Source organism: Streptomyces sp. NBC_00569 (assembly GCF_036345255.1).
GTDB lineage: Bacteria > Actinomycetota > Actinomycetes > Streptomycetales > Streptomycetaceae > Streptomyces.
This window is the reverse complement of record NZ_CP107783.1, coordinates 9442596-9466521: the sequence shown is the minus strand read 5'-3', so window position 1 is coordinate 9466521 and position 23926 is coordinate 9442596. Positions and strand designations below refer to the sequence as shown.

The window sequence follows — 23926 nt, the reverse complement described above, 5'->3', positions numbered from 1 at the left end:
CCCGTCAGCCCAGCGCCCACCGAAAGGACCTCCGATGACGGCAGTCTCGCGTCAGCACACCCCGCCAGGGAACTCGACCGACGCACCCCCGAGACGGGTATCCACCAGGCGAGCCGTCGCGGCGGCGACCATAGGCAACGCGCTCGAATGGTTCGACCTCGCGGTCTACGCGCTGATGGCGGTCTACATCGGTCGGACGTTCTTCCCCGCCGACAATCCCGGCGTCCAACTGGTCGAGGCGTACGCGGTGTTCGGCGTGACGTATCTGATCCGGCCTATCAGCGGCCTGCTGATCGGGTCGTACGCCGACCGGCACGGGCGCAAGAAGGCCCTGATGCTGACGATCTGGCTGATGGTCCTCGGCACCTTCATGATCGCTTTCATGCCGGGCTACTCGACGCTCGGGTTCGTCGCGCCCGTGGGGGTCGTGATCGCGCGACTGATCCAGGGCTTCGGGGCCGGCGGCGAGTTCGGCGCCGCCACCTCGTTCCTGGTCGAGCAGAACGACATGCGCAAGAGCTTCCTCGGCAGCTTCCAGTTCGCCAGTCAGGGGCTCGCGACGCTGATGGCCTCCGGGTTCGCCACGGGGCTGACCGCGACGCTGTCCGAGGAGCAGATGACCTCCTGGGGCTGGCGGGTACCGTTCGTGTTCGGTCTGCTCGTCGGCCCGGCCGGCTACCTCATCCGCCGCTACGCCGAAGACGCGCCGGCCACGACTCGGGCGGCTGCGCCGGGAAACCGCGAAGAGAGGTCCTCACCGGTCCGGTCGGTGTTCCGGGACCACTGGGGCGGGCTGCTGATCGCGAGCGGAGCCATGGTGGTCTCGACCGCACTCAACTTCCTCCTGCAGTACCTGCCCACCTTCGCCATCAAGGACCTCGGGGTGGACGACTCACTGTCGTTCGCCGCGCTGCTCATCACGGGTGTGATCCTGACCCTCGGCACCCCGGTGGTGGGCCTGCTCGCGGACCGGTTCGGCCGGTTGAAAATCATGATCCCGGCCGCGGCGTCGATCGGGGTGTGCGCCGTCCCGCTGTTCCTCTGGCTGACCACATCACCGTCCTTCCTGACTCTCGCACTGTGCATGACGGTCCTGGGCGTGCTCAAGGCCACGTACTTCGGCGCGCTGCCGTCGGTGATGTCCGACGCGTTCCCGGCAGACGCCCGCGCGACCGGGCTGGCGTTCAGTTACAACACCACGGTCGCCCTCTTCGGCGGGTTCGCCCCCACGATCGCCGCGGCACTGGTCACAGCCACCGGCTCGCAGATCTCGCCGAGCTATTACCTCCTGGCTGTCGCTGCCCTGAGCATCGCCGCGCTGGTGGGCGGCTACCGGATCCGCGGCATCCGCTGAGCGCCCGCTTTCGAGGGTCACTCCCCAGGTTATGTGCCCTCCGTCCCTGTCGATCAGTCCGCCCGGCGTGCACGTGCGGCTGTCTCCAGGGCATGGCCGAGCTCGAAGAGATGGTCCAACCGGTCGGGAGGGCCCACGAGTTGGAGGCCGAACGGCATGCCCTGGTCGTTCGTCCGGCCCGGGACGGTGAAGGTCGGGAGCCCCAGAAGCTGCCACGGGCGGCTGAGGACGGGTGAGCCCGTCGTCGTCAGACCTTCCGGGGACGCGCCCAGTGCGGCCGGGAGGCCGCTTCGACGCTCGATTTCGCCGCCCCTCTCGATCACGCCCGCGAACTCGCGGGCAGGATCGCCGATGCCACCCTGGAGGCATGCGCCGTCGGGCATCTCGCGGTCGAGCAGCCCGAGGCTGTCGGCGCGGCACCGAGCGCTCATCTCCGCGCCCCGAAGGGCCTCAGTATCGAATGTGCACAATAGGCGCAATTCGCGCACAGAAAAGCGGCGAACCGCGCATTCGGATTGGTGGTAGTAATTCGATTCCGATACCGATACCTTCCGAATTACTGCCGAGATCGGCTCAATGAGTGCCTTTCCCGAACCGGACCGGCGCGCTGCGTCCACGGCCCTGACCAGCCCGGTATCTCTTCAACGTCACGCGAGGCGACGAAGGGCTGAAGACGATGGTTGGGCGACGGAGATTCCTCATGGCCGGTGCCATGGGCGGTGCGGCCATGCTTCCACGGGGTGCTGGAGAGCAGGCGTACGCAGCGGACGGTCACGGTCATGGGTCAGCGTCTGCGAACACGCCGATTCCGCACACCCCCAAGCTGAAGAAGTTCGTCGACCCGCTGCCCATCCCGAGGACAGCCATCTCGGATCCCTCCGTCTATCCGGGCGCCGACTACTACGAGATCACGATGCGGCCGGGCCCATGGCGTTTCCACAGCGACCTCGGGCCGGCCAAGGTGTGGGGCTACTGGGCCACGAACCCGCACGACCCTCGCAAGCCGATCGGCATGGGCTACCTGGGGCCGACCCTCAACGTGACCAGGGACCACCCGACGGTCGTCAAGTACCGCAACCACCTGCCGACCACCCACCTGTTCCAGTTCGTGATCAACAAGATCCGCAATGGGGACCCCCAGCTCACCCCGACCCCTCCGCCCCCCTACAAGCCGATGCAGCCGTTTCCCGCGAACGTCAACGTGTGGAACGTCGTACACCAGCACGGCGGCTTCACCGCGCCACAGTCCGACGGCATGCCGCTGCAGTCGTTCAGCCCGGACGGCATCCACGCCGAGTCCTACAGCAGCCTGGACCCGAGCCGGGTCGAACCCAACGAGCAGATCTGCGCCTACACCAACCACGACCGTTCGTGCATGCTCTGGTATCACGACCACGGCATGGGGATGACCAGCGTCAACGTCTACGCGGGCCTGGCCGGTCTCTACCGCGTCGGTGACCCCGCCGACGACCGGCTCGGACTGCCGCGAGGCGAATTCGAGGTCCCCCTCATCTTGCAGGACCGGACCTTCCACCCGGACGGCTCGCTCGCCTACACCATGACCTTGCAGCAAGGCGAGGACACCCCGGTCGTCAACGGGAAGGCATACCCCTTCCTGGAGGTCGAGCGGCGACGCTACCGGTTGCGCGTTCTCAACGCTTCGAACGAGCGCTTCTGGCGGCTGAGGTTCGACGTTCCCGAGAACGTAATGCCTCAGCCCGTCCTGCCGTTCTGGCTGATCGGAACCGACGGCGGTCTCCGCACCCCGTTGCAGATGCTGAACTTCCTGATCTCGCCGGCCGAGCGGTACGACCTGATCGTCGACTTCAGCAAGGTGCCGATGGGCACGAAGGTCACGCTGACGAACTACAACGCGCCCGTGCACTTCCCCGGCGGTGACGGACCGGAAATCTCGGAAGTCATGGAATTCCATGTCACCAAACGGTCGTCCGGAGGCGGCGACAGGACAACTCCGCCCATGAAGCTCGAACTGCCGAAGGCCGAACCCATCAAAGTGACGGCGCACACCCGCCGGCGGGAATGGGTCCTCTACCAGCACCAGCTCTTCGGCACCATGACGTTCAACGCGGTGCCGTTCATGGAGCCGTCCGAGGACTTCGTCAAGGCGGGCTCGACCGAGATCTGGGAGTACATCAATCCCAACCACGACGGCCACCCGATGCATGTCCACCTCGTCAACTTCCAGGTGTTGAACAGGCAGCCGATCGACGCGGCCGGCTACCAGGAACAATACGAGAAGTGGATTGCCGGCGGCCGCAAACCGGAGGACAAGCCGGTGTTGGCGAACTATCTCACCGGTCCGCCGATTCCGCCGGACCCGGATGAGGCACTGTCCCGCAAGGACACGGTCAAGTCCTATCCGGAGACGGTGACCAGAATCGTCATCAATGAATTCGAGCCGCCGACGGAAAGGATCGCGGGGCTGCCGGGAAGCGGCACCGAACTACCGGCGACGTACGTCCAGCACTGCCACATCCTCGAACACGAAGACGACGACCTGATGCGCCCGTGGACGATCGTCGGCGACGACCACGACCACAGCACTGGTGACCACGCCGGCGCCTACGGCCACCACCACTGACAGCCGCGACCGCCAACGACGGCTCGCCGCCCCGACTCCGGGGGCAGCGAGCCGTCGTTGGCGGTCGCGGCTGTCAGTTCAGCCCTGGCTCAAACAAGTACAGGACCAGCGCTTCGCCGCGGGCCCGGCTCGGCGTCCCGGGCCGGGATGCCATAGGAATCCCCTATAGCGCCTGCTGATATTTCGTCTTTGCCTCGCGCTCTTTTCCGGACCTACCGTGAAACAGCTCGACGAGGTGCTCACCGCGATTTCTCGGAGAATTCGCGCTCTGCGCATGTCGATCCTTCTTCCGTCGAGCGGACGAATACGCGATCGAGAGGACCGGTGGCATGACCACGATCGAGAACGGGTCGGGAACGCGAGAACTCGCGGGAAGGCGAGCCCTGGTCACGGGCGGTTCCAGCGGCATCGGAGCGGCCGTCGTGCGCCAACTCCTGGACGCGGGCGCTGAGGTGGTCACGACCGCCAGGACGGCGACGAGCACCGTGCCGGAGGGGGCCACCTTCGTGAAGGCCGACGTACGGACACGGGCTGGGACACGGGCGCTCGCCGAAGCCGCGCAGGAGGTGCTCGGAGGGGTGGACGTCCTGGTCCACAACGCGGGTGGGGCGCGCCCGCACGAGGGCAGCGCGGCCATCCCCGACGAGGAGTGGCAGGACGCGCTGGACCTGAACTACCTGGCGTCGGTGCGGCTGGACTCGCTGCTGGTCCCGGGGATGCGGGAACAGCGTTCGGGATCGATCGTTCACGTCTCCTCGGCCGCGGTCCTCACTCCGGTGGCGCCGTTCCTGCACTACACGGCGGCGAAGGCGGCGCTGGAGAACTACAGCCGGGGGCTGGCCTTGGAACAGGCCCCGTTCGGGATCCGGGTCAACACCGTGACTCCCGGCAGAGTCGCCACCCCCGGTGGCGAACGAACGCGGGAGCAGTGGGCGCGCCTTGAGCCGGCGCCGGGCCAGAGCGACGCCCCCACCGTGCCTCTGGGGCGCGACGGCCGACCCGAGGACATCGCCCACGCCGTGCTGTTCCTCGTGTCCGGCCGGGCGAGCTGGCTGACCGGGAGCAATATCGTCGTCGACGGCGGCGAATTCCCCAGGGGCTGACGCCGACGGAATTCCGGAACTCCGGCTCTGACTCCGGCTCCGGCTCCGGCAGAAGGAGTTCAGCGGCGCCCGCTTCCTTCTCGCCCGTCAGGACACCGGCGAGAAGGAAGCGGACTCGGACCAGGTCTCCTTACGCAGGAGTTCGAGCAGAGCCGTCTCCGCCGGCCCGGCGCCGGGCCGGACCACGGCGATGACGGGCTGGGACACGGCCGGGCACACCGGGCGAACAAGGTGCTCGTGGCCTTGGGGCACCGCGGAAGCCGGGACGAGCGTCACCCCCAGCCCCTGGGCGGCCCAGCGCACCGCCGTCGCCGTCTGGGACACGCGGGCGGCCGTGGTCGGGGTCAGATCCTTGTTCCGCAGCACGTTCAGGAGTACGCCGTCGAGGGCGCTGTCACGGTCGAACCTCACCCACGGCTCCCCCTCCAGTTCGCTCAGGTCGACCCGGTCCGCGGCGAGCTGCCGGTGCCCGGCGGCAAGCACCACGGCGAACTCCTCTTCGCCGAGGCGGTGAGCGTCGGCGGGACTCCGCTCGCACGCCGCCATCAGGGCGAGGTCAAGGACACCCCGTCGGCACAGCCGCTCCAGCTCGGCGGAGCTCGGCTCCTCGAAGACAGTGACCTCCAGCCGCGGGAAGCGACGCCGCAGCGCGCCAAGGGCGCCCGGCAGCTGCCGCGTGCCGAAGCCCATCTGCACCGCGACGACGAGCTCGCCCACCAGCTCATCGGCACCGGCTCGCGCCGTGGCCCTCGCCCGCCGCGACGCGCTCACCGCGACCTCCGCCTCCCGCAGGAACGCGCGGCCGACCACGGTGGGCACCAGTCCGGTCGGCGTGCGGGCGAACAGTTCCACGCCGAGTTCCCGCTCCAGGCCGCGGATCTGCTGGGACACCGACGGCTGAGCGACGTGCAGCAGCTCCGCCGCCGCCGTCACCGAGCCCGCCTCGGCAACGGCCAGGGCGTACTCGTACTGACGAAGGCTCATCGGCTCCCGTCTCCTCCCGCGGTGGACCACGGTCCACCCGTTGTCATCGTTGTGACAGTTGGCAACTCGGTCCCGCCGGCGGAGATTCCCCCTGGGAGAGCCGGGCGACGAACTCACCCCGGATCTCGTACCCCTCGGCACAGAGCTGGGCGACGGCGGCGTCGATGCATTCGTCGGCGCACAAACCCCCGCCGAACAGAACGGTGGCATGAGCCGTGGCTCGGCCCGTACGTAAACGGGGCGCCGAAGGTGTCCGTTCTCCGCTCGGCTACTCTCGGCGCCACTGGTGATCACACTGCGACCGACGATCCGGACAAAGTGGCACCGCCTCGTACTCAGGAGACGCCAGCACATGAATACGCCACCATCGCCATCTGCCGTGGAGCGGACCGACGGATCATCCGTCCGAATCGGCGCCCTCGTTCCGCTGACACGGCCCGGCTGGGTCGAGGCAGGCCGGCACTTGCTCGCTGGACTCGAGTGGGGTGTCCGCGAAGTCAATGACTCCGGCGGGATCGGCGGACGACCACTCGAGCTGGTGGTCCGTGACACCGCGGCTGATCCGCAGAGGGCCGCGGCGGCCGTCGACGAACTGGCTCGCATGGGCGTGGCCGCGTTGGCGGGCGAGTATCACAGCGTCGTCGCACGGGCGGCTGCCGCCAGGGCCGACGCCCTCGGCCTGCCGTTCCTCTGCTCGTCGGCGGTTCTCGACGCGCTCACCGACCGGCCGACGGAATGGGTCGCGCGCCTCGCCCCGGCGCAGTCCCACGGCTGGCAGATCTACGCGGACTTCCTCCTCGGCGCGGGCCACAGCCGGATCGCCGTAGCGGCGCAGCCGAGTGTCTACTGGGCATCCGGGACCCGCATCCTGCGGGACTGCCTCGCTGCGCGCGGTGGCACCGTCGTCGAGCTCGACATGGGCGAGCTCGACCCCGCGGCCGTGTGCGACCAGCTCGTCGAGAATCGCGCGACAGCCCTTCTCCTTCTGGCCGGCCACCCGGAGCCGGCGGTGTCGATCGTCAAGTCCGTCCGACACGACCAGCGCCTCGCCGAGATTTTGATCGGTGCTCCGGCCGGGCAACCGGAGTTCACCGAATGGGCGAAGTCGCTGGGCGACGACGGCACCGCGATCCCATTCCTTCGCTACCTGCCCGAGCGCCTCAGCCCACTCGGCGCACGCGTCAGGACGGCCCTGCGTGAGCGGCTGGGCGAAGCACCCTCCTTCGTCGCCTTCGAGGGCTACGACACGGTCGCCGTCCTCGCCGATGTGCTGGGTTCTCATGGCGTGGACCGGGCGCGCGTCGCCGGATCCTGGCCGCGGGTCGCCGTCGAAGGCACCCGCGGGCGGATCCAGTTCTCCCGCACGCCAGGCATCAGCGTCTGGCAATGGGCTTGGGCACCGGTGCAGGTCGTCGACCGGGATCCGGCGGAACCCGGTCGCTTCCGGGTCCTTCACACCGGCTGAGAGAAGAGGGGGAGGTTCCGCCGCGTGACGCGGTCACCCGCCACGTCACGCGGCGACGGGTCAGGCGCGGCAGCGCAGCATCTCCAGCGGCGGGTTCGCGAGGACGTCCGCCCAGAAGTCCTCGCCGTACTCACGGATGCCGGCTCGGACACCTGCAGCGGAACCCACTCGTACCTGTCCCTCCATCTCCGGGATGTCCTCGGCATAGTTGAGGCACTGCACTCCCACCGCGACGTCAAACCGGCAGTCGAGAGGCGGCAGTTCGGCGACGTCACCGATCTCGTAGCGCACACGGGTGACCCTCCCATCACCCGACGACGTCTTGGTGATTCAACCCACTCACCATCGGGCGCGGCCCCTCCCGGGGTCCCATGCCAGACATGTAGGGTCCCGGTCACGAGGCGAGGAGGGGAATCGGGATGCGGCGGCGTGTGGCAACTTCGGTGCTGGTGACGGCACTTGCGTTGGCCGGTTGCGGAGGCGGGAGCGGGGGCGGCGAGCCCGCCGCGGCGCCCGGCGGGCCTCCCGTCGCCTGGACCTAAAGTCATCTGACCAAGGATCTCTCTTCCTCCGTGGTCAATGTCGCCGCCGTGTCCGCCCACGACGCCTGGGCAGTCGCCCTGACGCCGGTCGTGGGCAACGTCGATAGACAGCAAGTGACCCTGTTGCGCTATGACGGCTCCTCCTGGCGTTCGCAGACGCTGCCGCCCGGGCTGGAGGCGGCTCCCATCGCCGAGTACCGCCTCGAGGCATCCTCACCACGCGACGTGTGGCTGTTTCGCAACGGCCCCAGTACCGGCGCGTACGCCGCACACTTCGACGGAACGCGGTGGCAGCAGGAACCTGCTCCGGGCAATATCAGCGATGTCGCCGTCCTCGGCCCGGCAGACGTATGGGTTGCGGGCCAAAGCACCACCGCCCGGCACTGGGACGGCTCCCGCTGGACTTCGGTGCCACTGCCTGCCCGCATGACGCAACTCGCGGGAGTGGCCGGGGACGACGTGTGGGCGTCCGGGCTGACGGCGGGCGAGGAGGAGTGCCTCCCCTATGGCGTCCCAGTAGTGCTCCACTGGGACGGAAAGACCTGGAAGCGGGAACATCTCCCCGCCGTCGAGCCCCCTCCCGCCTACCGATCGAATTCGATGGGTGCGAGTCCCGTGGCGCTCTTCGCGTCGGCCGCGGACGATGTCTGGGCCATCAGCCGCCTCGTCGGGGACGACGACAACGGGGATGCGGTCTACGCCGCGCCCTTCGCGTTCCACTGGAACGGCACCAGTTGGGGCAAGACGTCGCCCGATGCCTGCCGCCGCTGCGGAATCCCCGCCGGTGACGGCGTCATCACGGCCGGCGGAATGGAAGGGGACAACGCCGGGGGCGACACGCTCCTCAGCTCGATTCGCCACCGCACAACGCACGGCAAGCCCCGTAGGATCGGCCTCCCGCCGGCCGCCGCGGGCCGAAGCGGCAAAGTCACCACCGTCGACCGCAAGCAGAAGCTCCGGCTGGTGGAGATCACAGCCATCCCCGGCACCGACCGGGTCTGGGGCGTCGGCTCCGTGACGGTGGAGGCGCACAGCGACGCGAACTCCAGCCGCGGGGCCATCGTCCGGTACGACCCGCACCCCGGGGGCTCAACGGGCTGAACGGGTTCCGCGTCCTTTGGTTCCTTCCTGACTGCCCCGTCTCCGGCGGGAGTTGTCAGAGGTTCTGCGTGCCGAGCCCTTCAAGCATCCGTCGCTGGTGGCGGTGGCCGATCGTCTCGTAGCCGACCACGGTGACGAAAGGGGCCAGCATCACGATGAGGAGGCACGCCGCGGTGGCGACGCCGGCCGCGGACAGGAGCACCGCCGCGAGCAGTACCGCCAGCGTGAGCGAGATCAGCAGCACGTGGAAAGGGTCGGCCGTGGACAGCAGCAGTGTGTGCAGGAGATACACCATCAGCAGGTACAGGCCGACCGGGACGGCGAGGGACAGCACGACGGCGACTTCACTGATCTCCGAGTGGTGCTCCAGGTGCACTCCGGCCACGTGCAGGCCCGCTCCGGCGCCGGCCACTCCGATGAAGAGCGGGATGTGCCCGTAGCCGAAGAGGTAACCGCGGCTGCGGCGGTGCACGAGGATGTCGCCGAAGGGGGTGGAGAAGTACACCCACCACATGCCGAAGGTCAGTCCCACGCCGGCGACGACCACGGCGATCGCGTTGCCGCTCCATTCGGTCCCGTTCGCACCGCCGAGAAGGTCGCCCGAGGACGCGACGGTCCCGACGACACCCTCCCCGAGCACGATGATGGCGAAGAGGCCGTACCGCTCGGCGACATGGTGAGGGTGCCAGGGAGTGCCGCCCGCGCTGCCCTGGGTGAGGACAGGCAGTACGAGTTCGAGCACGCCGAGCACGATGAAGCCGACGAACGCCGCGGTGAGTGGCAGATGCGCGAAACCGACCGCGACCCAGCCGGCCTGGACGATCACCGTCCAGCGGATGTTCGCCCTTCCGACGTCCCGGAATTCGGGGGACTCCCGCGCGGCGCGCCACCACTGCAGCACCATCGCGATCCGCATCACCACATACCCGAGCACCATCACCCTCAGCTCGAGGTGGCCGCCCTCGTCGACCGAGTGGAACATCGCGGGCAGGCCGAGCGAGAACACGACGACGCCGGTCATCTGCACCATCGTCAGAGCCCGGTAGAGCCAGTCATCCGTGGCGAACGCCGACGCGAACCAGCTGAAGCTGATCCACGCGACACTGATCGCGAACATCGCCAGCACGAACGCGGTGACGGCCTGCCCGGGATGCCCCTCCGCCACCATGTCGGCGAACTGGGAGGCGGCGGTTCCCACCGCGACCACAAACGTCAGGTCGAACAGCAGCTCCAGCGGTGAAGAGACCCGACCGGGTTCTTCCGGATCGCGGCCGGTCATCGGCACCCGACTGTGCGCCAGGTTGCCGCCGGCGCCGTGGGTGTGGTGGGAGTCGCTCATGCTGAGCATGATGCCGCATGGGTGCGCGTCGAGCTGAGCGATGCGGGACCGGCGCGTGAGGTGCGTCGATCACGATCACGGTTCCTGTGCTGTCGCTGTCGCCGTTGTTGTTGTCACCGTTGTTGTTGTCACCGTTGTTGTTGTCGCTGTCGCCGTCGTCGTTGCCGCTGTCGCGGGTCTCGCTCTCCCTCTCCCCTCCTCTTCCCTCGCCACAGGCCGCGACGCAGGCGTGGGCGCAGGCGCCGGCGCCACCCCTGTCCCCGAACACGTCACCTCAGCCGGACAGAGCCTTGCCGAAGGCTCCCGAACTCTGCCGCACACCACTGCAGTTGCTGAGCGCGTCGTCGGCCGACTTGTCAGCGGAGGAGCACTGCTGGTCGCGGAACGTGGACCACATGGAGACCCACGCAAGGCCGTTCTTCTCCGCGAAGGCACACAGTTGGGCGGCGTCGGAAAGGGTGAACGTCTCGTTGTCGACGTCATTCGTGCCGAGCATCGGCGTCACGGCGAGTCCGCGCCAGGCGTTCCTGCCCGACAGTCCGAAAACGTCGGCGAGTTGGGCATGGGCCGCCTTGGCCGACGTGATGGCGTAATCGCCCATGTCGCCGGTGTAGGACGTGCCGTAGTTCATCGTCATGATGTTGACGCTGGACACCTTCACGCCTTGGTCGTTGGCCGACTCCAGGAGCGCCATGCCGTCCGCGTCCAGGCCCGAGGGCATCACGGGAAGAGTGAAGGACACCGTGAGGTCGGCGCGCTGCTTCTGCAACAGGGCGATCGCCTTCGAGCGCAGGGTCACCGAGTCGGAGTCCTTGAGCGCATCTCCCTCGATGTCGAAGTCGGCCTGGGTGGCACCGGCGGCGTCGAGCGTGGCCGCGTAGGCGTCGGCCAGAGCGGACGCACTGCCGCACGTCTCGGCCAGTTCCTTGCCCGACGCCCCGCCGAAGGAGACGCGCACGGTCGCCCCGGACGCCTTGAGCGCCGCGATCCGCTTCTTCACCGTCGCGTCGCCGATGGCGCGTGTGCCGTTCCAGGTGGGCGTGCAGGAGCTGCCGTCCGCGATGGTGAAGGCAAGGTTGTACGTGGCGGGGGACCCGGCCGCGTCCAGGTCCGAAGCGTCCGTGGCGCTGACGTAGGGGGCGAACGGACTCGATGACGAGGGTGCCGTCGCGGCCGGGGACGGTGCTCCGTGTGGTGACGCGTCCGCCGGATCGGAGCCCGATCCCGGGCTCCCCGATGAGCACCCCGCGCAGGTCGCTGCCGCCACCAGCGACACGATCGCGGCGGCCGGCCTCCCCAGAACATTCCTCATCGCGTATGCACCCATTTCTTGTCGGTCCTGTCCCGGAACTGAAACACGGAAGCCTGTGATCCAGGTGTCATCAGGCACATCACAGCGAACTGAGGGCCTTCTCAGGGTGCGCACAGGAATGACTGCGAGTTGCCACAAGAAGATCCCCTAACGTCCCGAGAATGCATTTCGATTCCTCCGTCGAAAACCGTGCCCGAGGGCGCGGAAGCCACCGCAAGCGTGGAAAAGGGGCCGATGAAGGCCCCGTCTTCGTCGACAGCTCCGGGCGCCGGGCCAAGCTGCTGCGCAGGTTCGGCCTTGCCGTGGTCGTCGCCTGTCTGGGCTACGCGGTCGTCCTCGGCCTGTCGTTCATGGGGTGGGGTGTGTCCGTGAGCACGACCGACCTGCTGCCCTTCGGCGGCGGAGGTGGCGGTGCCGGCACCGGCCGTGGTCCGGCCGACGCCGGGTACGGCGCCCCCGGCGGCGCCCGTCAGCAACAGGGAACGCCTCCGGCCACCCGCCCCTCCCCCTCGCCCAGTCCTTCGCTGCCCGCCCCCTCTGCGTCAGCCACCGCCGACGCCACTGACGCGCAGTAAGGGAAGACGTGACTCGCAACACCTCCGCGCGGCGCCGCCGCGCCGCTCCCTCCCGATTCGAACGCGCCGGGCGCCGAGCCGCCGCTCTGCAGCGGCCACGCGTCGTCCTCGCGCTCGTTCTCGTCCTGGGACTCGTCAGCGTGATGCTGCTCGACGGATATCTGCGGGCCGAGGTTCTCGGCGACCACCGCGTGCGCACTGACGCGGCCTACGACAAGGTGCCGCAGCGCATCCTCAACGGGGGCCCGATTCTGACGTCGGCCAACGGTTCCATGCGGACGCAGTCGGTTCCGAAGAAGACCATCGTGCTCACCTTCGACGACGGCCCCGACGCCACGTACACCGAGAAGGTCCTCAAGATCCTCGCGGACAACGATGTGCACGGCACGTTCTTCCTCGTGGGTTCCATGATCGCCCGGCACCCCGGCATCGTGAAGGACATGGTCGGCCAGGGGAACGAGGTCGGCCTGCACACCTTCACCCACGTCGATCTCTCCTACCAGAGCGACGCTCGGGTCAAGCGTGAACTCACGCAGACCCAGCTGGCCCTGGCGGGCGCGGCCGGCATCACCACGAAGCTGGTGCGCGCGCCCTACTCGTCCGAGGCCTCCGCGATCGACAACTACAGCTGGCCGGTCTACAAGAAGCTCGGCGCCATGGGCTACACCAGCGTCTTCGTCGACACCGACAGCGACGACTGGAAGAAGCCGGGCGTCTCGAAGATCGTCCAGTGGGCGACGCCGAAGAAGACCAAGGGCGCGTCGGTGCTCTTCCACGACGCCGGCGGCAACCGTGACCAGACGCTGAAGGCCCTGCCGAAGTACATCAAGAAGATGAAGGCGAAGGGCTACACCTTCACGACGGTCAGCGGCGCCATGGCCAAGTCCGCGGCGCGGGGAGGCTCCTCGCAGAACGGATCCGCAGAGAGCGGAGCTGCGCAGAACGGATCCGCGCAGGACAGCGGCGCACAGGGCAGCGGGACGCAGGACGCGGGCGGTCAGGCCGGTGGGGCGCAGAGGTCCGGTCAGGTGCCGGATGGCGCGGCGGCCCCGCAGGGGACCCCTCCCTCCTCCGGCACGAACACTCCGGGCGGCGGCGCTCAGAACGTCGACCAGGCAGCCCACTCCAAAGCCACCGGCACCACCCTCTACGAAGGCAAGGCGCTCATCGCGGCGGTCGCGATCGCCGAGTGGACCGTGCCGACGCTGGCCGTCTTCCTCGCGGTCGTCGGAGTCGCGGTCATGGCGCGATTCGCGATGATGCTGGTCCTCGCACGGCGCCACTACCGACAGCGGAACAAGCGCCGCTTCAGCTGGGGCCCGCCCGTGACCAGGCCGGTGAGCGTGATCGTTCCCGCGTACAACGAGAAGGAGTGCATCGCCAACACCCTCAACTCCCTGGCGCAGAGCACGCATCCCATCGAGATCATCGTCGTGGACGACGGCTCCACGGACGGCACGAAGGAGATCGCCGAGTCCCTCGGTCTGCCCAACGTGCGCGTGATCCGTCAGGAGAACGCGGGCAAGCCGGCGGCGCTCAACAACGGTGTACGCAACGCCAGTTACGACATCGTCGTGATGATGGACGGCGACACGGTCTTCGAGCCGGACACGGTCCGGCAGCTGGTGCAGCCCTTCGCCGCCTCGGAGATCGGCGCGGTCGCGGGCAACGCCAAGGTCGGCAACCGCAACACGGTCATCGGCGCCTGGCAGCACATCGAGTACGTGATGGGCTTCAACCTGGATCGCCGCATGTACGACCTGCTCCGCTGCATGCCCACCATCCCCGGAGCGATCGGGGCGTTCCGGCGCCAGGCCGTCCTCGAGGTCGGCGGCATGAGCGAGGACACCCTCGCCGAGGACACCGACATCACCGTCGCGATGCACCGCGCCGGATGGCGCGTGGTGTACCAGGAGCATGCGCGGGCCTGGACGGAGGCGCCCGCCTCGCTCAAGCAGCTGTGGAGCCAGCGCTACCGCTGGTCGTACGGCACCATGCAGGCGCTGTGGAAGCACCGCAAGTCACTGGTGGACAAGGGGCCTTCGGGCCGCTTCGGGCGCGTGGGCATGCCCCTCGTGGTGCTCTTCCAGATCGTCACGCCGGTCTTCGCGCCGCTGATCGACCTCTTCACCGTCTATTCGATGATTTTCGTGGACTTCAAGGCGTCCCTGCTCGCATGGCTGGCCGTGCTCGGCATCCAACTCGTCTGTGCCGCCTACGCGTTCCGCCTCGACGGAGAGAGGTACCGCTACCTGTGGATGCTCCCGCTCCAGCAGATCGCGTACCGCCAGATGATGTACCTGGTCCTCATCCACTCCTCCATCACCGCCCTCACGGGCGGCCGGCTGCGCTGGCAGAAGCTCAAGCGCACCGGCGAGGTCGGGACGCCGACGGGGGTGGGACGGTGACCTCGGAGGCACAGGGGAATCGTCACCGAGCCGCTCGGCGAACGCGCGGAACGCCCGGAACACCAGGCACGTCAGGTACGCAAGCCCTGGATCAGGACACCACACCTCTCCGGGTGATCGAGCCTGGCCCAGAGCCCGTGCCCGAGGCGCCGGCAGCCCGGACAGGCGGCCGCGACCGGTACTTCGACACGCTTCGTGCCCTCGCACTTGTTCGCGTCGTGGCCTACCACACGTTCGGCTGGATGTGGGCGGGCCTCGTCTTCCCCTCCATGGGCGTCATGTTCGCGCTCGCCGGGTCACTGATGGCCAAGTCCCTCGAACGTCCCGCCGTTTCGGTGATCAGAAGCCGGATACGACGGCTGCTGCCGCCCTTCTGGCTCTGGGGACTGTTCGTCGTCCTCGCGATGCTGCTGCACGGCTGGATGCCGGGGTGGCAGGTCGTCTACTGGGTGGTCCCTCTCGGCGACCCGCCGGGCAACAGCTGGGGCATGCAGGCCTGGGAGATCCTCTGGTACCTGCGCGCCTACCTGTGGTTCGTGCTCCTGTCACCGCTGCTCCTGAAGGTGTTCCGGCTGGCGCCACTGTCGGTGCTGCTCGCTTCGCTCGCGCCGATCGTGGTGCTCCAGTTCGTGTGGCAGGCGCCGGACAACCGGTTCGGCAGCGGTCTCCTCGACTTCGCCACGTTCCTGTTCTGCTGGCTCGTCGGCATCGCGCACCGTGAGGGCGTCCTGGCCCGGCTGCGCCCGGGACCCGTCGTCGTACTGTCCCTCGCCGCCCTGGCCTACGGCGCCTGGTTCGCCCTCACCCACCAGGATGAGTACGGGAGTTACGACCTGGACGACATCCCGCTGGCGCAGGCTTTCTGGTCGGCCGGGTTCGTGACGCTGCTGATGTACTCGAAGGCGTACTTCAAGGTCGACTTCGCGTGGCTGGCGCGCTTCCGACGGCTCGACCGGGTCGTGTCGGTCTTCAATGCGCGGGCGATGACGATCTATCTCTGGCACGAGATCGCGCTCATCCTCGCGGTGCCGCTGATCGACCAGTTCTGGAACGTGCCGGCGTTCGCGCAGTACCTGCCGCTGGAGAGCCAGTGGTTCATGTTCGGTGTGGGCTGGGTGCTGATCGCCATGGCGATCCCGCTGGTGGGATGGGTGGAGGACGTCGCGGCGAAGCGACGGCCTCGTCTGCTGCCGTGAGGGTCAGGACTGATTCCCTCACGACCTGAATCCCTGTTCGTTCTTCCGGTCCCCGGGCGCTGTGGACGCCATGCCGCCCGGGGACTCCTGCGGTACGGATGGCCGGCCGGATGTACCGCGGGCCGGTGCTGTGCCGTTGGTGCCGGTCAGTCGCCGATGCGCAGCAGCAGCTTGCCCGTTGACGTACGGGAGTCGACGAGTCGGTGTGCGGCGGCGGCGTCCGCGAGCGGGAACTCCGCGGTGACGGGGAGCGTCACCGTGCCGTCGGCGACCGTGCGCAGGGCGCGCTCGGTCAGTGTGCGCATGACCTGGGGGGCGGCCTGCGCGAGCGCCAGAATGGAGAACCCGGCGACGGTGCGGCCCAGGGCGTAGAGATCGGGCTGCCCGACCTGCCACGGCTGCTGCCCGCCGGCGTTGCCGAAGGACACCAGGCGCCCGAAGACCGCCAGAGCGTCGAGACCGCGTCGCAGCGTGTCGCCGCCCACCGGGTCGAGGATCAGGTCCACGCCCCGGCCGCCAGTGGCACCTCGGACGTCCTCGTCGAAGGTCTCCGCCGGAAAGACCTGGTCGTAGCCGTGCTGGAGGGCGTACTCGGCCTTGGCGCCGGTGGACGCCACGCCGTACACCGCGCCGGCGCCGGCCGCCCGGGCCAGTTGCCCGACCACCGTGCCGATGCCTCCCGCGGCGCTGTGCACCAGGACGCTCTCTCCCGGCTGAAGACGCCCCACCTCGTGGATCAGGGCGTACGCGGTCGGCAGCACCGTGGGCAGGGTGGCCGCGGTACGCAGGTCCAGCCCGCCGGGCAGCGGGAAGACGGCCGCGGCCTCGGCGAGCACGACCTCCGCGTAGCCGCCCCCTTCGACGAGTGCGGCGACCTCCTGCCCGATGGTCAGCCCGTCGACGCCCTCGCCGACCGCCCGGACCCGGCCGGACACTTCCAGGCCAGGGCGGTAGGGCAGCGAGGCGACCCGGTAGCCGACCGCGCGCGCCTTGATGTCCGCGAAGTTCACTCCCGCCCACGCGGCATCGATGCTCACCTGGCCCGGCCCCGGCTCGGGCGCACCGGCCTGTACGAGCCGCAGCACTTCGGGGCCGCCGTACTTCTGGAACTCGACCGCACGCATCAGTGAACCTGCCCTCCGTGAGTGTTCAACGAGAAGCGAACACTCGGACTGTATGATGAGCATCGAACACTTGGCAAGCGGATACGCGGGGCGCCTGGGAGGAATCGAGATGGCGGCAAAGTCAGAGCGCGCGAGTGCGGGGCACCGTCCGACACCCGTGCACACGCATCCCGACGACGTTCCACTCCTGACCGCCCTGTCCGCGTTGGCTGATCCCGTACGCATCCAGCTGATCCGCGATCTTGCCGGTCACCCTGACTGGACGCTCAGCTGCAGCAACTTCGACGTGCCGATCGGCCGCGCCGCCAAGAGCCATCACTTCTCCGTCCTGCGAGACGCCGGCCTGGTCGAACAGCGCGATCAGGGCCCCAAACGCCTCAACCGGCTGCGCCGGGAGGAGTTCGACGACCGCTTCCCCGGCCTCCTCGACCTCGCTCTCCGCGCCGACTCCGTCACCTGAGCCGGGAGAGCGGCCGACGCGATCGCCCGCCGCCCTCGCACGTGGAGTTCCGGCCGCCGAAGCCCAGGCCAGCGAAGAGGCCGCCCCAGTCGCCGTCGACCGGGGCCCGTACATGGCCATGGACGGCGAAGAGCGTCCTGGTGCACAGTGCGTCGTCCCGCTGGGCGTCCGGCGCGATCGTCAGCCGCAACAACTCGGGCTCGTCCAGCAGCCCGACGGCGAGAATCCGCCCGTCCCGGCTCCACGTCCGGACCGCCGCGGCCGTCGCCTCCGCACCAGACCGCCCGAACCAGCCCAGGTCCCCGGGGTGCAGCTGCATCGGCGCCGCGTCGTACTGCCACTGTCGCCGGCGCGCCGTGCACGACACGACCGGCCAACTGCGGTTCCGGGCCGATCCCGACGCGGTCCGGCTATCCGAGGCGAAGTGATCGCCCCCGCAGGCAAGGTGACGCCTCCGATGCCGGTATCCGGCCCCGCAGACACCGAACCGGTCGTGGACGGAGCTTCCGAATCCGGTGGCGCCCGACGCAGCCGCCGCTGTCGGCCGACCCGGATCGGCCGACAGCGACAGCGGCGTTCCACCTGTTGGGCATCGCCGCTCAAGCGCAGCGCCGCTCGGCCCGATTGCCGTAGGGTCGATCTGGATCAACGCTGATGAGGCGCCCGTCGACTCGTCCCAGCGCCACGCATCGCCGCCGAGTGGGCCGCATGGCACTGCCTACCACTTCGGCCCTTCCCTCTTGTAACCGTGCCGTCCGATTCCTCCCTACCAAGTCCGCTCCCCCGCCAGAGGAAGATGATGACCACCGTTTCGCCCTCAGCCGTTCCCTCTCACCTGGACGACGTCCTCGACGCGGTCCGACGTCGCAGCGCAGGCGAAGTCGTGTTCCAACAGGCCGTCGAGGAGGTCCTGCACACGCTCGGCCCGGTTCTCGACCGGCATCCCGAATACGCCGACGCACACATTCTCGAGCGCCTCTGCGAACCGGAACGGCAGATCATGTTCCGGGTTCCCTGGGTCGACGACCGGGGCCGGATTCAGGTCAACCGCGGCTACCGCGTGGAATTCTCCAGCGCCCTCGGCCCCTACAAGGGCGGCCTGCGCTTCCACCCGACCGTCGATCTGTCGGTCATCAAGTTCCTGGGCTTCGAGCAGATCTTCAAGAACGCGCTCACCGGCCAGGGCATCGGGGCCGGCAAGGGCGGCGCGGACTTCGACCCCGCCGGCCGCAGCGACGCCGAAGTCATGCGCTTCTGCCAGTCGTTCATCACCGAGCTCTACCGGCACCTCGGAGAACACACGGATGTGCCGGCCGGTGACATCGGCGTGGGTGGCCGTGAGATCGGCTACATGTTCGGCCAGTACAAGCGGATCGTGAACCGCCACGAGGCGGGGGTGCTGACCGGGAAGGGCGTCGGGTGGGGCGGCTCGCAGGGCCGCACCGAAGCGACCGGTTACGGCACCGTGTTCTTCGCCCGGGACATGCTCGCCACCCGCGGCCAGGACCTGGCGGGCCGCACCGTCGTGGTGTCCGGTTCGGGCAATGTGGCGATCTACGCGATCGAGCAGGCCCACCTCCTCGGCGCGAAGGTCGTCGCCTGCTCGGACTCCGCCGGTCATGTCGTGGACCCGGACGGCATCGACGTCGATCTCCTGCGTGAGATCAAGGAGGTGCGGCGGGAGCGGCTGAGCGCCTATGCCGCCGAGCGGCCGTCCGCCGAACACCACGCGTTCGGATCGGTCTACGACGTGCCCTGCGACGTGGTGCTTCCCTGTGCCACCCAGAACGAGTTGGGCGAGGACCACGCCGCCGCGCTGATCCGCAACGGGGTGCTGGCGGTCGCGGAGGGCGCCAACATGCCCTGCACCCCCGGTGCGGTGGCCCGCTTCCGCGAGGCCGGAGTGCTGTTCGGCCCCGGCAAGGCCGCGAACGCGGGCGGTGTCGCGACGTCGGCCCTGGAGATGAGCCAGAACGCCGCGCGGGCGGCGTGGAGCCGGGACGAGGTGACGGACCGGCTGGAGAGCATCATGAGCGACATCCACGCCCAGAGTCGCGCGACCGCCGAGGCGTACACCGGCGACCCGGACGACTACGTCGCGGGAGCGGCCATCGCGGGATTCATCCGCGTCGCCGACGCGATGCTCGCCCAGGGCATCGTCTGATCCGTACGGCCACCGGGCACGTCGCCGTCTCCGTGCGAGACGGCGACGTGCAGGGAACGGCGACCGGCTGCCGCACGAGGCGTGCTGCCGTCGCACTTCGCCGACCGCTGAGCAAGTGCTCTGCGGATGCGGCAAGTTGACGGTGAATCACTTGGCGCCGAGGGCGTCGGTGAGGAACGTGACGGCCTGCGTGATAGCGGCCTCGGCGGCATGGGTGCCGCGCAGCGCGTTGAGCATCACGAAGTCGTGGATGATGCCCTGGTAGCGAACGGCCGTGACCGGCACTCCGGCCTCGCGGAGCTTGTTCGCGTACGCCTCGCCCTCGTCGCGCAGCACGTCCGCTTCGCCGGTGATGACGAGGGCCGGCGGCAGGCCGCGGAGCTGGTCGACAGTGGCGCGCAGCGGCGACACGGTGATCTCGGCCCGCTGGGCGGCGTCGGCGGTGTACTGGTCCCAGAACCACTGCATGGCGTCGCGCCGCAGGAAGTAGCCCTCCGCGAACTGGTGGTAGGAGGCGGTGTCGAAGTTCGCGTCGGTGACCGGGTAGAACAGCACCTGCCCGAGCAGTTGGACGCCCCCGCGCTCCTTGGCCATCAGCGTCAGCGCGGCGGACATGTTGCCACCCACGCTGTCACCGGCCACCGCGATGCGGGTGGCGTCCAGGCCCTTGCCCGCGCCGTCGGTGGTCACCCAGTGGGCGACCGCGTAGTTCTGCTCGATCGCGACCGGATAGCGGGCCTCGGGCGAGAGGTCGTACTCGGGGAAGACCACGGCGGCGTTCGCGCCGACGGCGAGTTCGCGGACGAGGCGGTCGTGCGTGTGGGCGTTGCCGAAGACCCAGCCCGCGCCATGGATGTAGAGGATGACGGGCAGGGTGCCGGTGGCACCGGCGGGCTTGACGATCCGGACGCGTACGGAGCCGGTGGGGCCGCCGGGGAAGGTGATCCACTCCTCGTCGACCGCGGGCTTGGCGATCTCGCCGGACTGGACCTCGTCGACCGTCTTGCGGCCCTCCTCGGGGCCGAGGTCGAAGAGGAACGGCGGCTTCGCGGTCGCGGCCGCGAATTCCGCGGCAGCCTGCTCCAGCACTGGCGCGGTAGGGATGTACTCGGAGATGGCGAACTCCTCCGCTGAAGGGAACCCGGCGGGCCCCGCCTGAAAAGAAGGCTGTGCCGCGATGGCCGGGGACCACGGCAGCAGCCCGCTGGCACGCCGGGAGTTCTCCCTCGCCACGCGCGGTCAGGAGGGCCCGGCGTGATAGTCCAGCAAGCGGTTGAGCAACTCCACGAACTGGTCGCGTTCGGCCGGATTCAGCGGCGCGAGCAGTTCGTCGTGGAGTGCATCCAGGACCTTGTCGAGCCGGCGTAGCTGACGGCGCCCTTTGGCGGAGATCGTGATGATGTTGCGGCGCTGATCGCCGGGATCCGGCGCCCGCTCGACGAGGTCGCGCTCGGCCAGTTCGTTGAGCACACCGACCATGTCGCTGCGGTAGATGCCGGTACGCCCGCTCAGCGCCGCCTGGCTGCCCGGCCCGAAATCCTGCAGTGACGCGAGCACGGCGTAATGCCACTTGCGGGCGTCGGCTTGGGCCAGACCATCGTTGATCAGCCGGTCCGACCGCACGGTCAGCTGCGACAACAACCGGCTCGCCCGCCGACGCAGCCGGTCGGGCGTCCTGGGCGCGCCGGCTTCGGGCAGGTCCGCGGCATCGGCTCTGATCATGGCGCCAATTCTACCCGTTGCGTTAGTTCGACTAACGATGTACGTTCACTCGCGCCGACATCGTTAGTGGCACTAACGTTAGTTGCGAACTCCAGGAAGGAAGATCCACTATTCCCACCAAGACACTGCAGATTCCCACCCCTGACGGCCAGGCCGACGCTTTCGCCGCCTTCCCCGACGACGGCGAGCGGCACCCGGGGGTGCTGCTGTACCCGGACGCCTTCGGCCTGCGGCCCGAGATGGAGGACAAGGCCCGCGAACTGGCCGGGCACGGCTACTACGCGCTCGTCCCCAACCTCTTCTACCGGCACGGCGCGGCACCGGTGGTAGAACTTCCCGAGTACATCGGAGAAGAGGTCCGGCCCGAGGTCATCGGCCGGCTGATGCCCCTGCTCGAGGCGCACACCACCGAACATGCCCAGCGCGACGCCGACGCCCACCTCAGGTTCCTCACCACCCGGCCCGAGGTCAGCGCCGGACAGGTTGCCGTGGTCGGCTACTGCATCGGCACCCTCTTCGCGCTGCGTACCGCAGCGGCCCACCCCGACCAAGTGGCCGCCGTCGCCGGATTCCACCCCGGCTTCGTGGTCACCGACACGCCGGACAGCCCGCACCGCCTCGTCCCCGCGTTGAGCGCCGAGGTCCATCTCGGCCTTGCCGACGACTTGCCGCCCGAGGCCATCAGCGAGCTCAACGAGGCTCTGGCTGCCGCAGGTTTGGGCCACACCGCCGAGATCTACCCCGGCACTGTCCACGGCTTCACCATGTCCGACACCGACGCTTTCAGCGCCTCCGGACTGAAGCGCCACTGGGACTGCCTGCTCTCCCTCCTCGACCGCAGGCTGGGTAACAGCTGAGGGCCATCCCGTAAGGCCTCTCGGGGCGACTTCTTGCGGTGGGGCCGCCCCGAGTGCGGTTCCATTTTCATTCCCCAGCCCCCTCCTCCGGCCTCGGCCACCGAAGCCTCGCAGGACCATTGCCAGACACGATCCGGGCGGACCACCTCGGTCACCCAACCCGCCGCCCGGGTCTCCTCGAATGCCGGCTCCGGGTTCTCGTGAATGGCATGGCTGAGCGAGACGAGCCGGTCCCGCGCGGCGGTCACACGCTGTGAGACGCGATCTTTGAGGGCGGGAACAGGACGTGCCGGACCGCCGCGCAGAGTGGTCATGGGATTCCTCGGTGGAGAGCGGACGCGGGTCAGTCCGAGTACGACGCGTCGGACAGTTGCGAAGGGCTGGCATCGACCTCAGCCGCGGGACCGACCGGTGCCGGCGATCGAGGCTCGACGGAAATCGGTCTGCCACACGTCGATCACCTCGCCCGCCTTGTCGGTGACGAAGTAGTCGGGCCAGCGGTCGAAGGCGGAGCAGGGGTGTGAGATTCCGACATCGACCAGGTCGGCGACCTCGAGGCCGGTCACTCCGGTGAGGACGGCGTGGTGGTCGTACAGACTGCGGACGTGCCCGGAGAGGTCGCGCCTGGGAGATCCGCCGGGACTGTGGGCCGAGAGAAGTACCGGCAGGTCGGCGTCGTAGGGCAGGTCGCGCTTTCCGGCTCCGACGACGGCCGTCCCGGTCTCGGGAACGGACAGGACGACGGCTCGGACCGACACGGCCGGAACGAGCTGCGGAAGGGGACTCACCCGCTGGTAGGTGCCGTGATCGTGGGTCACGTAGCAACCGGACCGAAGAAGCCGCACGGTGCCGGGGACGTCGTTCGCGGTGGGCAGGAACTCGACGACTCGATCAGGGAAAGCCGAACCTCCCATCGAGTACACAGGGGCCTCGGTCTCGAAGAGGTCGGCGACGTCGAGATAGACATCGCGCACCCGGCGGCAGTGTTCGTCGACCGCTGCGATCGTGTCGTCGTTCCGGGTGTTGGAGGCGACGCCTTCGTATCCGGCCACTCCGGCCAGACTGAGGCCTGGCGCCCTGCTGACCAGCCTTGCCAGCTGTCGTGCGTCCTCGGGATTGCGGATCCCTGTCCGCCCGCCAGGCGTTCCGACGTCGAGAAGAACCTCGAGGGCCGGCCCGTGCCCGGTGAAGATCTGCTCCGCCGCGATGACGCCTTGCGGCGAGTCGACGAAGCATCGGATCTCTCTGGCCGGATCCTCGTCCAGCAAGGACTTAAGACGCCGCAACCCGAAACGGTCCACGACCTGGTTGGCGATGAGTACCGAGCCGTGACCCCAGCTCAAGATCGTCTGCGCTTGGTCCACCGTGGCGACCGTGACACCTGCGGCGCCCGCGGCGAGCTGTCGCTCGATGACGGGTGCGGACATCGTCGTTTTGACGTGGGGGGCGAGTTCCACATCTCGGGACCTGCACCAGGCGGCCATGACGCGAATGTTGTGGTCGACGGCGTCGGCGTCGAGGCGCAGCTGGGGGTATGCGGCTGAGAACACGAGGATTCCTTGAGATCAATGCACTGTCCCGCGTGCGTCCGGGCCTCGGCGAATACCGCCGGGGTTCG

Annotated in this window: 20 protein-coding genes and 1 pseudogene; 11 read left to right on the top strand and 10 right to left on the bottom strand. The window is 68.8% G+C overall.

From position 1 onward, the window contains the following. Window positions 1–34: 34 nt before the first annotated feature. Window positions 35–1354, top strand: a complete 1320-nt coding sequence (locus OHO83_RS42765; protein ID WP_266680628.1) for an MFS transporter — start codon at window positions 35–37, stop codon at window positions 1352–1354. 53 nt (window positions 1355–1407) lie between these two features. Here the strand turns inward: OHO83_RS42765 and OHO83_RS42760 are convergent, their stop codons facing one another. Further along, window positions 1408–1785 carry a hypothetical protein gene (locus OHO83_RS42760; RefSeq protein ID WP_266680627.1) on the bottom strand — a complete coding sequence of 126 codons (378 nt, stop codon included), beginning with the start codon at window positions 1783–1785 and terminating at the stop codon, window positions 1408–1410. Between the two features lie 269 nt (window positions 1786–2054). Here OHO83_RS42760 and OHO83_RS42755 point away from each other — a divergent pair, with 269 nt between their 5' ends. Continuing rightward, a complete protein-coding gene (locus OHO83_RS42755) occupies window positions 2055–3956 on the top strand; it encodes a multicopper oxidase family protein (protein ID WP_266680626.1) in 1902 nt (633 codons plus the stop codon). Window positions 3957–4285: 329 nt separating this feature from the next. Continuing rightward, entirely contained in the window at window positions 4286–5059 is a 774-nt protein-coding gene (locus OHO83_RS42750) for an SDR family oxidoreductase (protein WP_266680624.1), read from the top strand. 87 nt (window positions 5060–5146) lie between these two features. On the opposite strand, the gene OHO83_RS42745 is transcribed toward OHO83_RS42750, so the two are convergent. Further along, window positions 5147–6043, bottom strand: coding sequence for a LysR family transcriptional regulator (locus OHO83_RS42745; RefSeq protein ID WP_266680622.1), 897 nt, complete (start codon window positions 6041–6043; stop codon window positions 5147–5149). A 352-nt stretch (window positions 6044–6395) separates the two neighbouring features. On the opposite strand from OHO83_RS42745, the gene OHO83_RS42740 reads away from it, so the two are divergent. Further along, window positions 6396–7508, top strand: coding sequence for an ABC transporter substrate-binding protein (locus tag OHO83_RS42740; protein WP_266680620.1), 1113 nt, complete (start codon window positions 6396–6398; stop codon window positions 7506–7508). 60 nt (window positions 7509–7568) lie between these two features. Here the strand turns inward: OHO83_RS42740 and OHO83_RS42735 are convergent, their stop codons facing one another. Next, window positions 7569–7799: a hypothetical protein gene (locus OHO83_RS42735; RefSeq protein ID WP_266680618.1), complete on the bottom strand. Its 231-nt coding sequence runs from the start codon at window positions 7797–7799 to the stop codon at window positions 7569–7571. Window positions 7800–8080: 281 nt separating this feature from the next. Between OHO83_RS42735 and OHO83_RS42730 the strand changes: the two genes are divergently transcribed. Beyond that, entirely contained in the window at window positions 8081–9151 is a 1071-nt protein-coding gene (locus tag OHO83_RS42730) for a hypothetical protein (protein ID WP_266680616.1), read from the top strand. Between the two features lie 55 nt (window positions 9152–9206). On the opposite strand, the gene OHO83_RS42725 is transcribed toward OHO83_RS42730, so the two are convergent. Continuing rightward, window positions 9207–10490, bottom strand: a complete 1284-nt coding sequence (locus OHO83_RS42725) for a low temperature requirement protein A (protein ID WP_266680614.1) — start codon at window positions 10488–10490, stop codon at window positions 9207–9209. A 274-nt stretch (window positions 10491–10764) separates the two neighbouring features. Further along, window positions 10765–11802, bottom strand: a complete 1038-nt coding sequence (locus OHO83_RS42720) for a chitinase (RefSeq protein ID WP_266680612.1) — start codon at window positions 11800–11802, stop codon at window positions 10765–10767. 161 nt (window positions 11803–11963) lie between these two features. Between OHO83_RS42720 and OHO83_RS42715 the strand changes: the two genes are divergently transcribed. From OHO83_RS42715 to OHO83_RS42705, 3 genes are all read left to right on the top strand, one after another. Continuing rightward, the gene (locus OHO83_RS42715; RefSeq protein WP_266680610.1) at window positions 11964–12377 is read left to right on the top strand and encodes a hypothetical protein; all 414 of its coding nucleotides are present in this window, start codon (window positions 11964–11966) and stop codon (window positions 12375–12377) included. Window positions 12378–12385: 8 nt separating this feature from the next. Continuing rightward, a complete protein-coding gene (locus tag OHO83_RS42710; RefSeq protein WP_266680608.1) occupies window positions 12386–14785 on the top strand; it encodes a bifunctional polysaccharide deacetylase/glycosyltransferase family 2 protein in 2400 nt (799 codons plus the stop codon). A gap of 113 nt (window positions 14786–14898) precedes the next feature. Further along, window positions 14899–15981, top strand: coding sequence for an acyltransferase family protein (locus OHO83_RS42705; protein ID WP_266680606.1), 1083 nt, complete (start codon window positions 14899–14901; stop codon window positions 15979–15981). 146 nt (window positions 15982–16127) lie between these two features. Here OHO83_RS42705 and OHO83_RS42700 read toward each other — a convergent pair whose 3' ends face one another. Then, a complete protein-coding gene (locus OHO83_RS42700) occupies window positions 16128–17105 on the bottom strand; it encodes a quinone oxidoreductase family protein (protein WP_266680604.1) in 978 nt (325 codons plus the stop codon). 109 nt (window positions 17106–17214) lie between these two features. Here OHO83_RS42700 and OHO83_RS42695 point away from each other — a divergent pair, with 109 nt between their 5' ends. Further along, window positions 17215–17565 carry an ArsR/SmtB family transcription factor gene (locus OHO83_RS42695; protein ID WP_266680602.1) on the top strand — a complete coding sequence of 117 codons (351 nt, stop codon included), beginning with the start codon at window positions 17215–17217 and terminating at the stop codon, window positions 17563–17565. A gap of 136 nt (window positions 17566–17701) precedes the next feature. Here the strand turns inward: OHO83_RS42695 and OHO83_RS42690 are convergent. Next, a pseudogene (locus OHO83_RS42690) lies at window positions 17702–17932 on the bottom strand (GNAT family N-acetyltransferase); the annotation flags it as partial. 429 nt (window positions 17933–18361) lie between these two features. Between OHO83_RS42690 and gdhA the strand changes: the two are divergent. After that, window positions 18362–19729 carry an NADP-specific glutamate dehydrogenase gene (gdhA, locus tag OHO83_RS42685; RefSeq protein ID WP_443066079.1) on the top strand — a complete coding sequence of 456 codons (1368 nt, stop codon included), beginning with the start codon at window positions 18362–18364 and terminating at the stop codon, window positions 19727–19729. Window positions 19730–19876: 147 nt separating this feature from the next. Here gdhA and OHO83_RS42680 read toward each other — a convergent pair whose 3' ends face one another. After that, window positions 19877–20845 (bottom strand): alpha/beta hydrolase, encoded by a 969-nt coding sequence (locus tag OHO83_RS42680; RefSeq protein ID WP_266681767.1) that lies wholly within the window; start codon window positions 20843–20845, stop codon window positions 19877–19879. A 123-nt stretch (window positions 20846–20968) separates the two neighbouring features. Then, window positions 20969–21451, bottom strand: coding sequence for a MarR family winged helix-turn-helix transcriptional regulator (locus OHO83_RS42675; RefSeq protein ID WP_266680600.1), 483 nt, complete (start codon window positions 21449–21451; stop codon window positions 20969–20971). Between the two features lie 110 nt (window positions 21452–21561). Between OHO83_RS42675 and OHO83_RS42670 the strand changes: the two genes are divergently transcribed. After that, on the top strand, window positions 21562–22308 hold the full coding sequence (locus OHO83_RS42670) for a dienelactone hydrolase family protein (RefSeq protein ID WP_266681765.1): 747 nt from the start codon (window positions 21562–21564) through the stop codon (window positions 22306–22308). Window positions 22309–22700: 392 nt separating this feature from the next. On the opposite strand, the gene OHO83_RS42665 is transcribed toward OHO83_RS42670, so the two are convergent. Beyond that, complete coding sequence (locus tag OHO83_RS42665; RefSeq protein ID WP_266680598.1) at window positions 22701–23858, bottom strand: alanine racemase; 1158 nt, start codon at window positions 23856–23858, stop codon at window positions 22701–22703. Window positions 23859–23926 lie beyond the last annotated feature (68 nt).

Bases quoted from the DNA above. Each gene is read 5' to 3' on its own strand.
- OHO83_RS42760 (WP_266680627.1), bottom strand. From the start codon at position 1,785: ATGAGCGCTCGGTGCCGCGCCGACAGCCTCGGGCTGCTCGACCGCGAG.
- OHO83_RS42740 (WP_266680620.1), top strand. From the start codon at position 6,396: ATGAATACGCCACCATCGCCATCTGCCGTGGAGCGGACCGACGGATCA.
- OHO83_RS42725 (WP_266680614.1), bottom strand. From the start codon at position 10,490: ATGAGCGACTCCCACCACACCCACGGCGCCGGCGGCAACCTGGCGCAC.
- OHO83_RS42700 (WP_266680604.1), bottom strand. From the start codon at position 17,105: ATGCGTGCGGTCGAGTTCCAGAAGTACGGCGGCCCCGAAGTGCTGCGG.
- OHO83_RS42765 (WP_266680628.1), top strand. From the start codon at position 35: ATGACGGCAGTCTCGCGTCAGCACACCCCGCCAGGGAACTCGACCGAC.
- gdhA (WP_443066079.1), top strand. From the start codon at position 18,362: ATGATGACCACCGTTTCGCCCTCAGCCGTTCCCTCTCACCTGGACGAC.
- OHO83_RS42750 (WP_266680624.1), top strand. From the start codon at position 4,286: ATGACCACGATCGAGAACGGGTCGGGAACGCGAGAACTCGCGGGAAGG.
- OHO83_RS42715 (WP_266680610.1), top strand. From the start codon at position 11,964: ATGCATTTCGATTCCTCCGTCGAAAACCGTGCCCGAGGGCGCGGAAGC.
- OHO83_RS42675 (WP_266680600.1), bottom strand. From the start codon at position 21,451: ATGATCAGAGCCGATGCCGCGGACCTGCCCGAAGCCGGCGCGCCCAGG.
- OHO83_RS42720 (WP_266680612.1), bottom strand. From the start codon at position 11,802: ATGAGGAATGTTCTGGGGAGGCCGGCCGCCGCGATCGTGTCGCTGGTG.
- OHO83_RS42745 (WP_266680622.1), bottom strand. From the start codon at position 6,043: ATGAGCCTTCGTCAGTACGAGTACGCCCTGGCCGTTGCCGAGGCGGGC.
- OHO83_RS42695 (WP_266680602.1), top strand. From the start codon at position 17,215: ATGGCGGCAAAGTCAGAGCGCGCGAGTGCGGGGCACCGTCCGACACCC.
- OHO83_RS42755 (WP_266680626.1), top strand. From the start codon at position 2,055: ATGGCCGGTGCCATGGGCGGTGCGGCCATGCTTCCACGGGGTGCTGGA.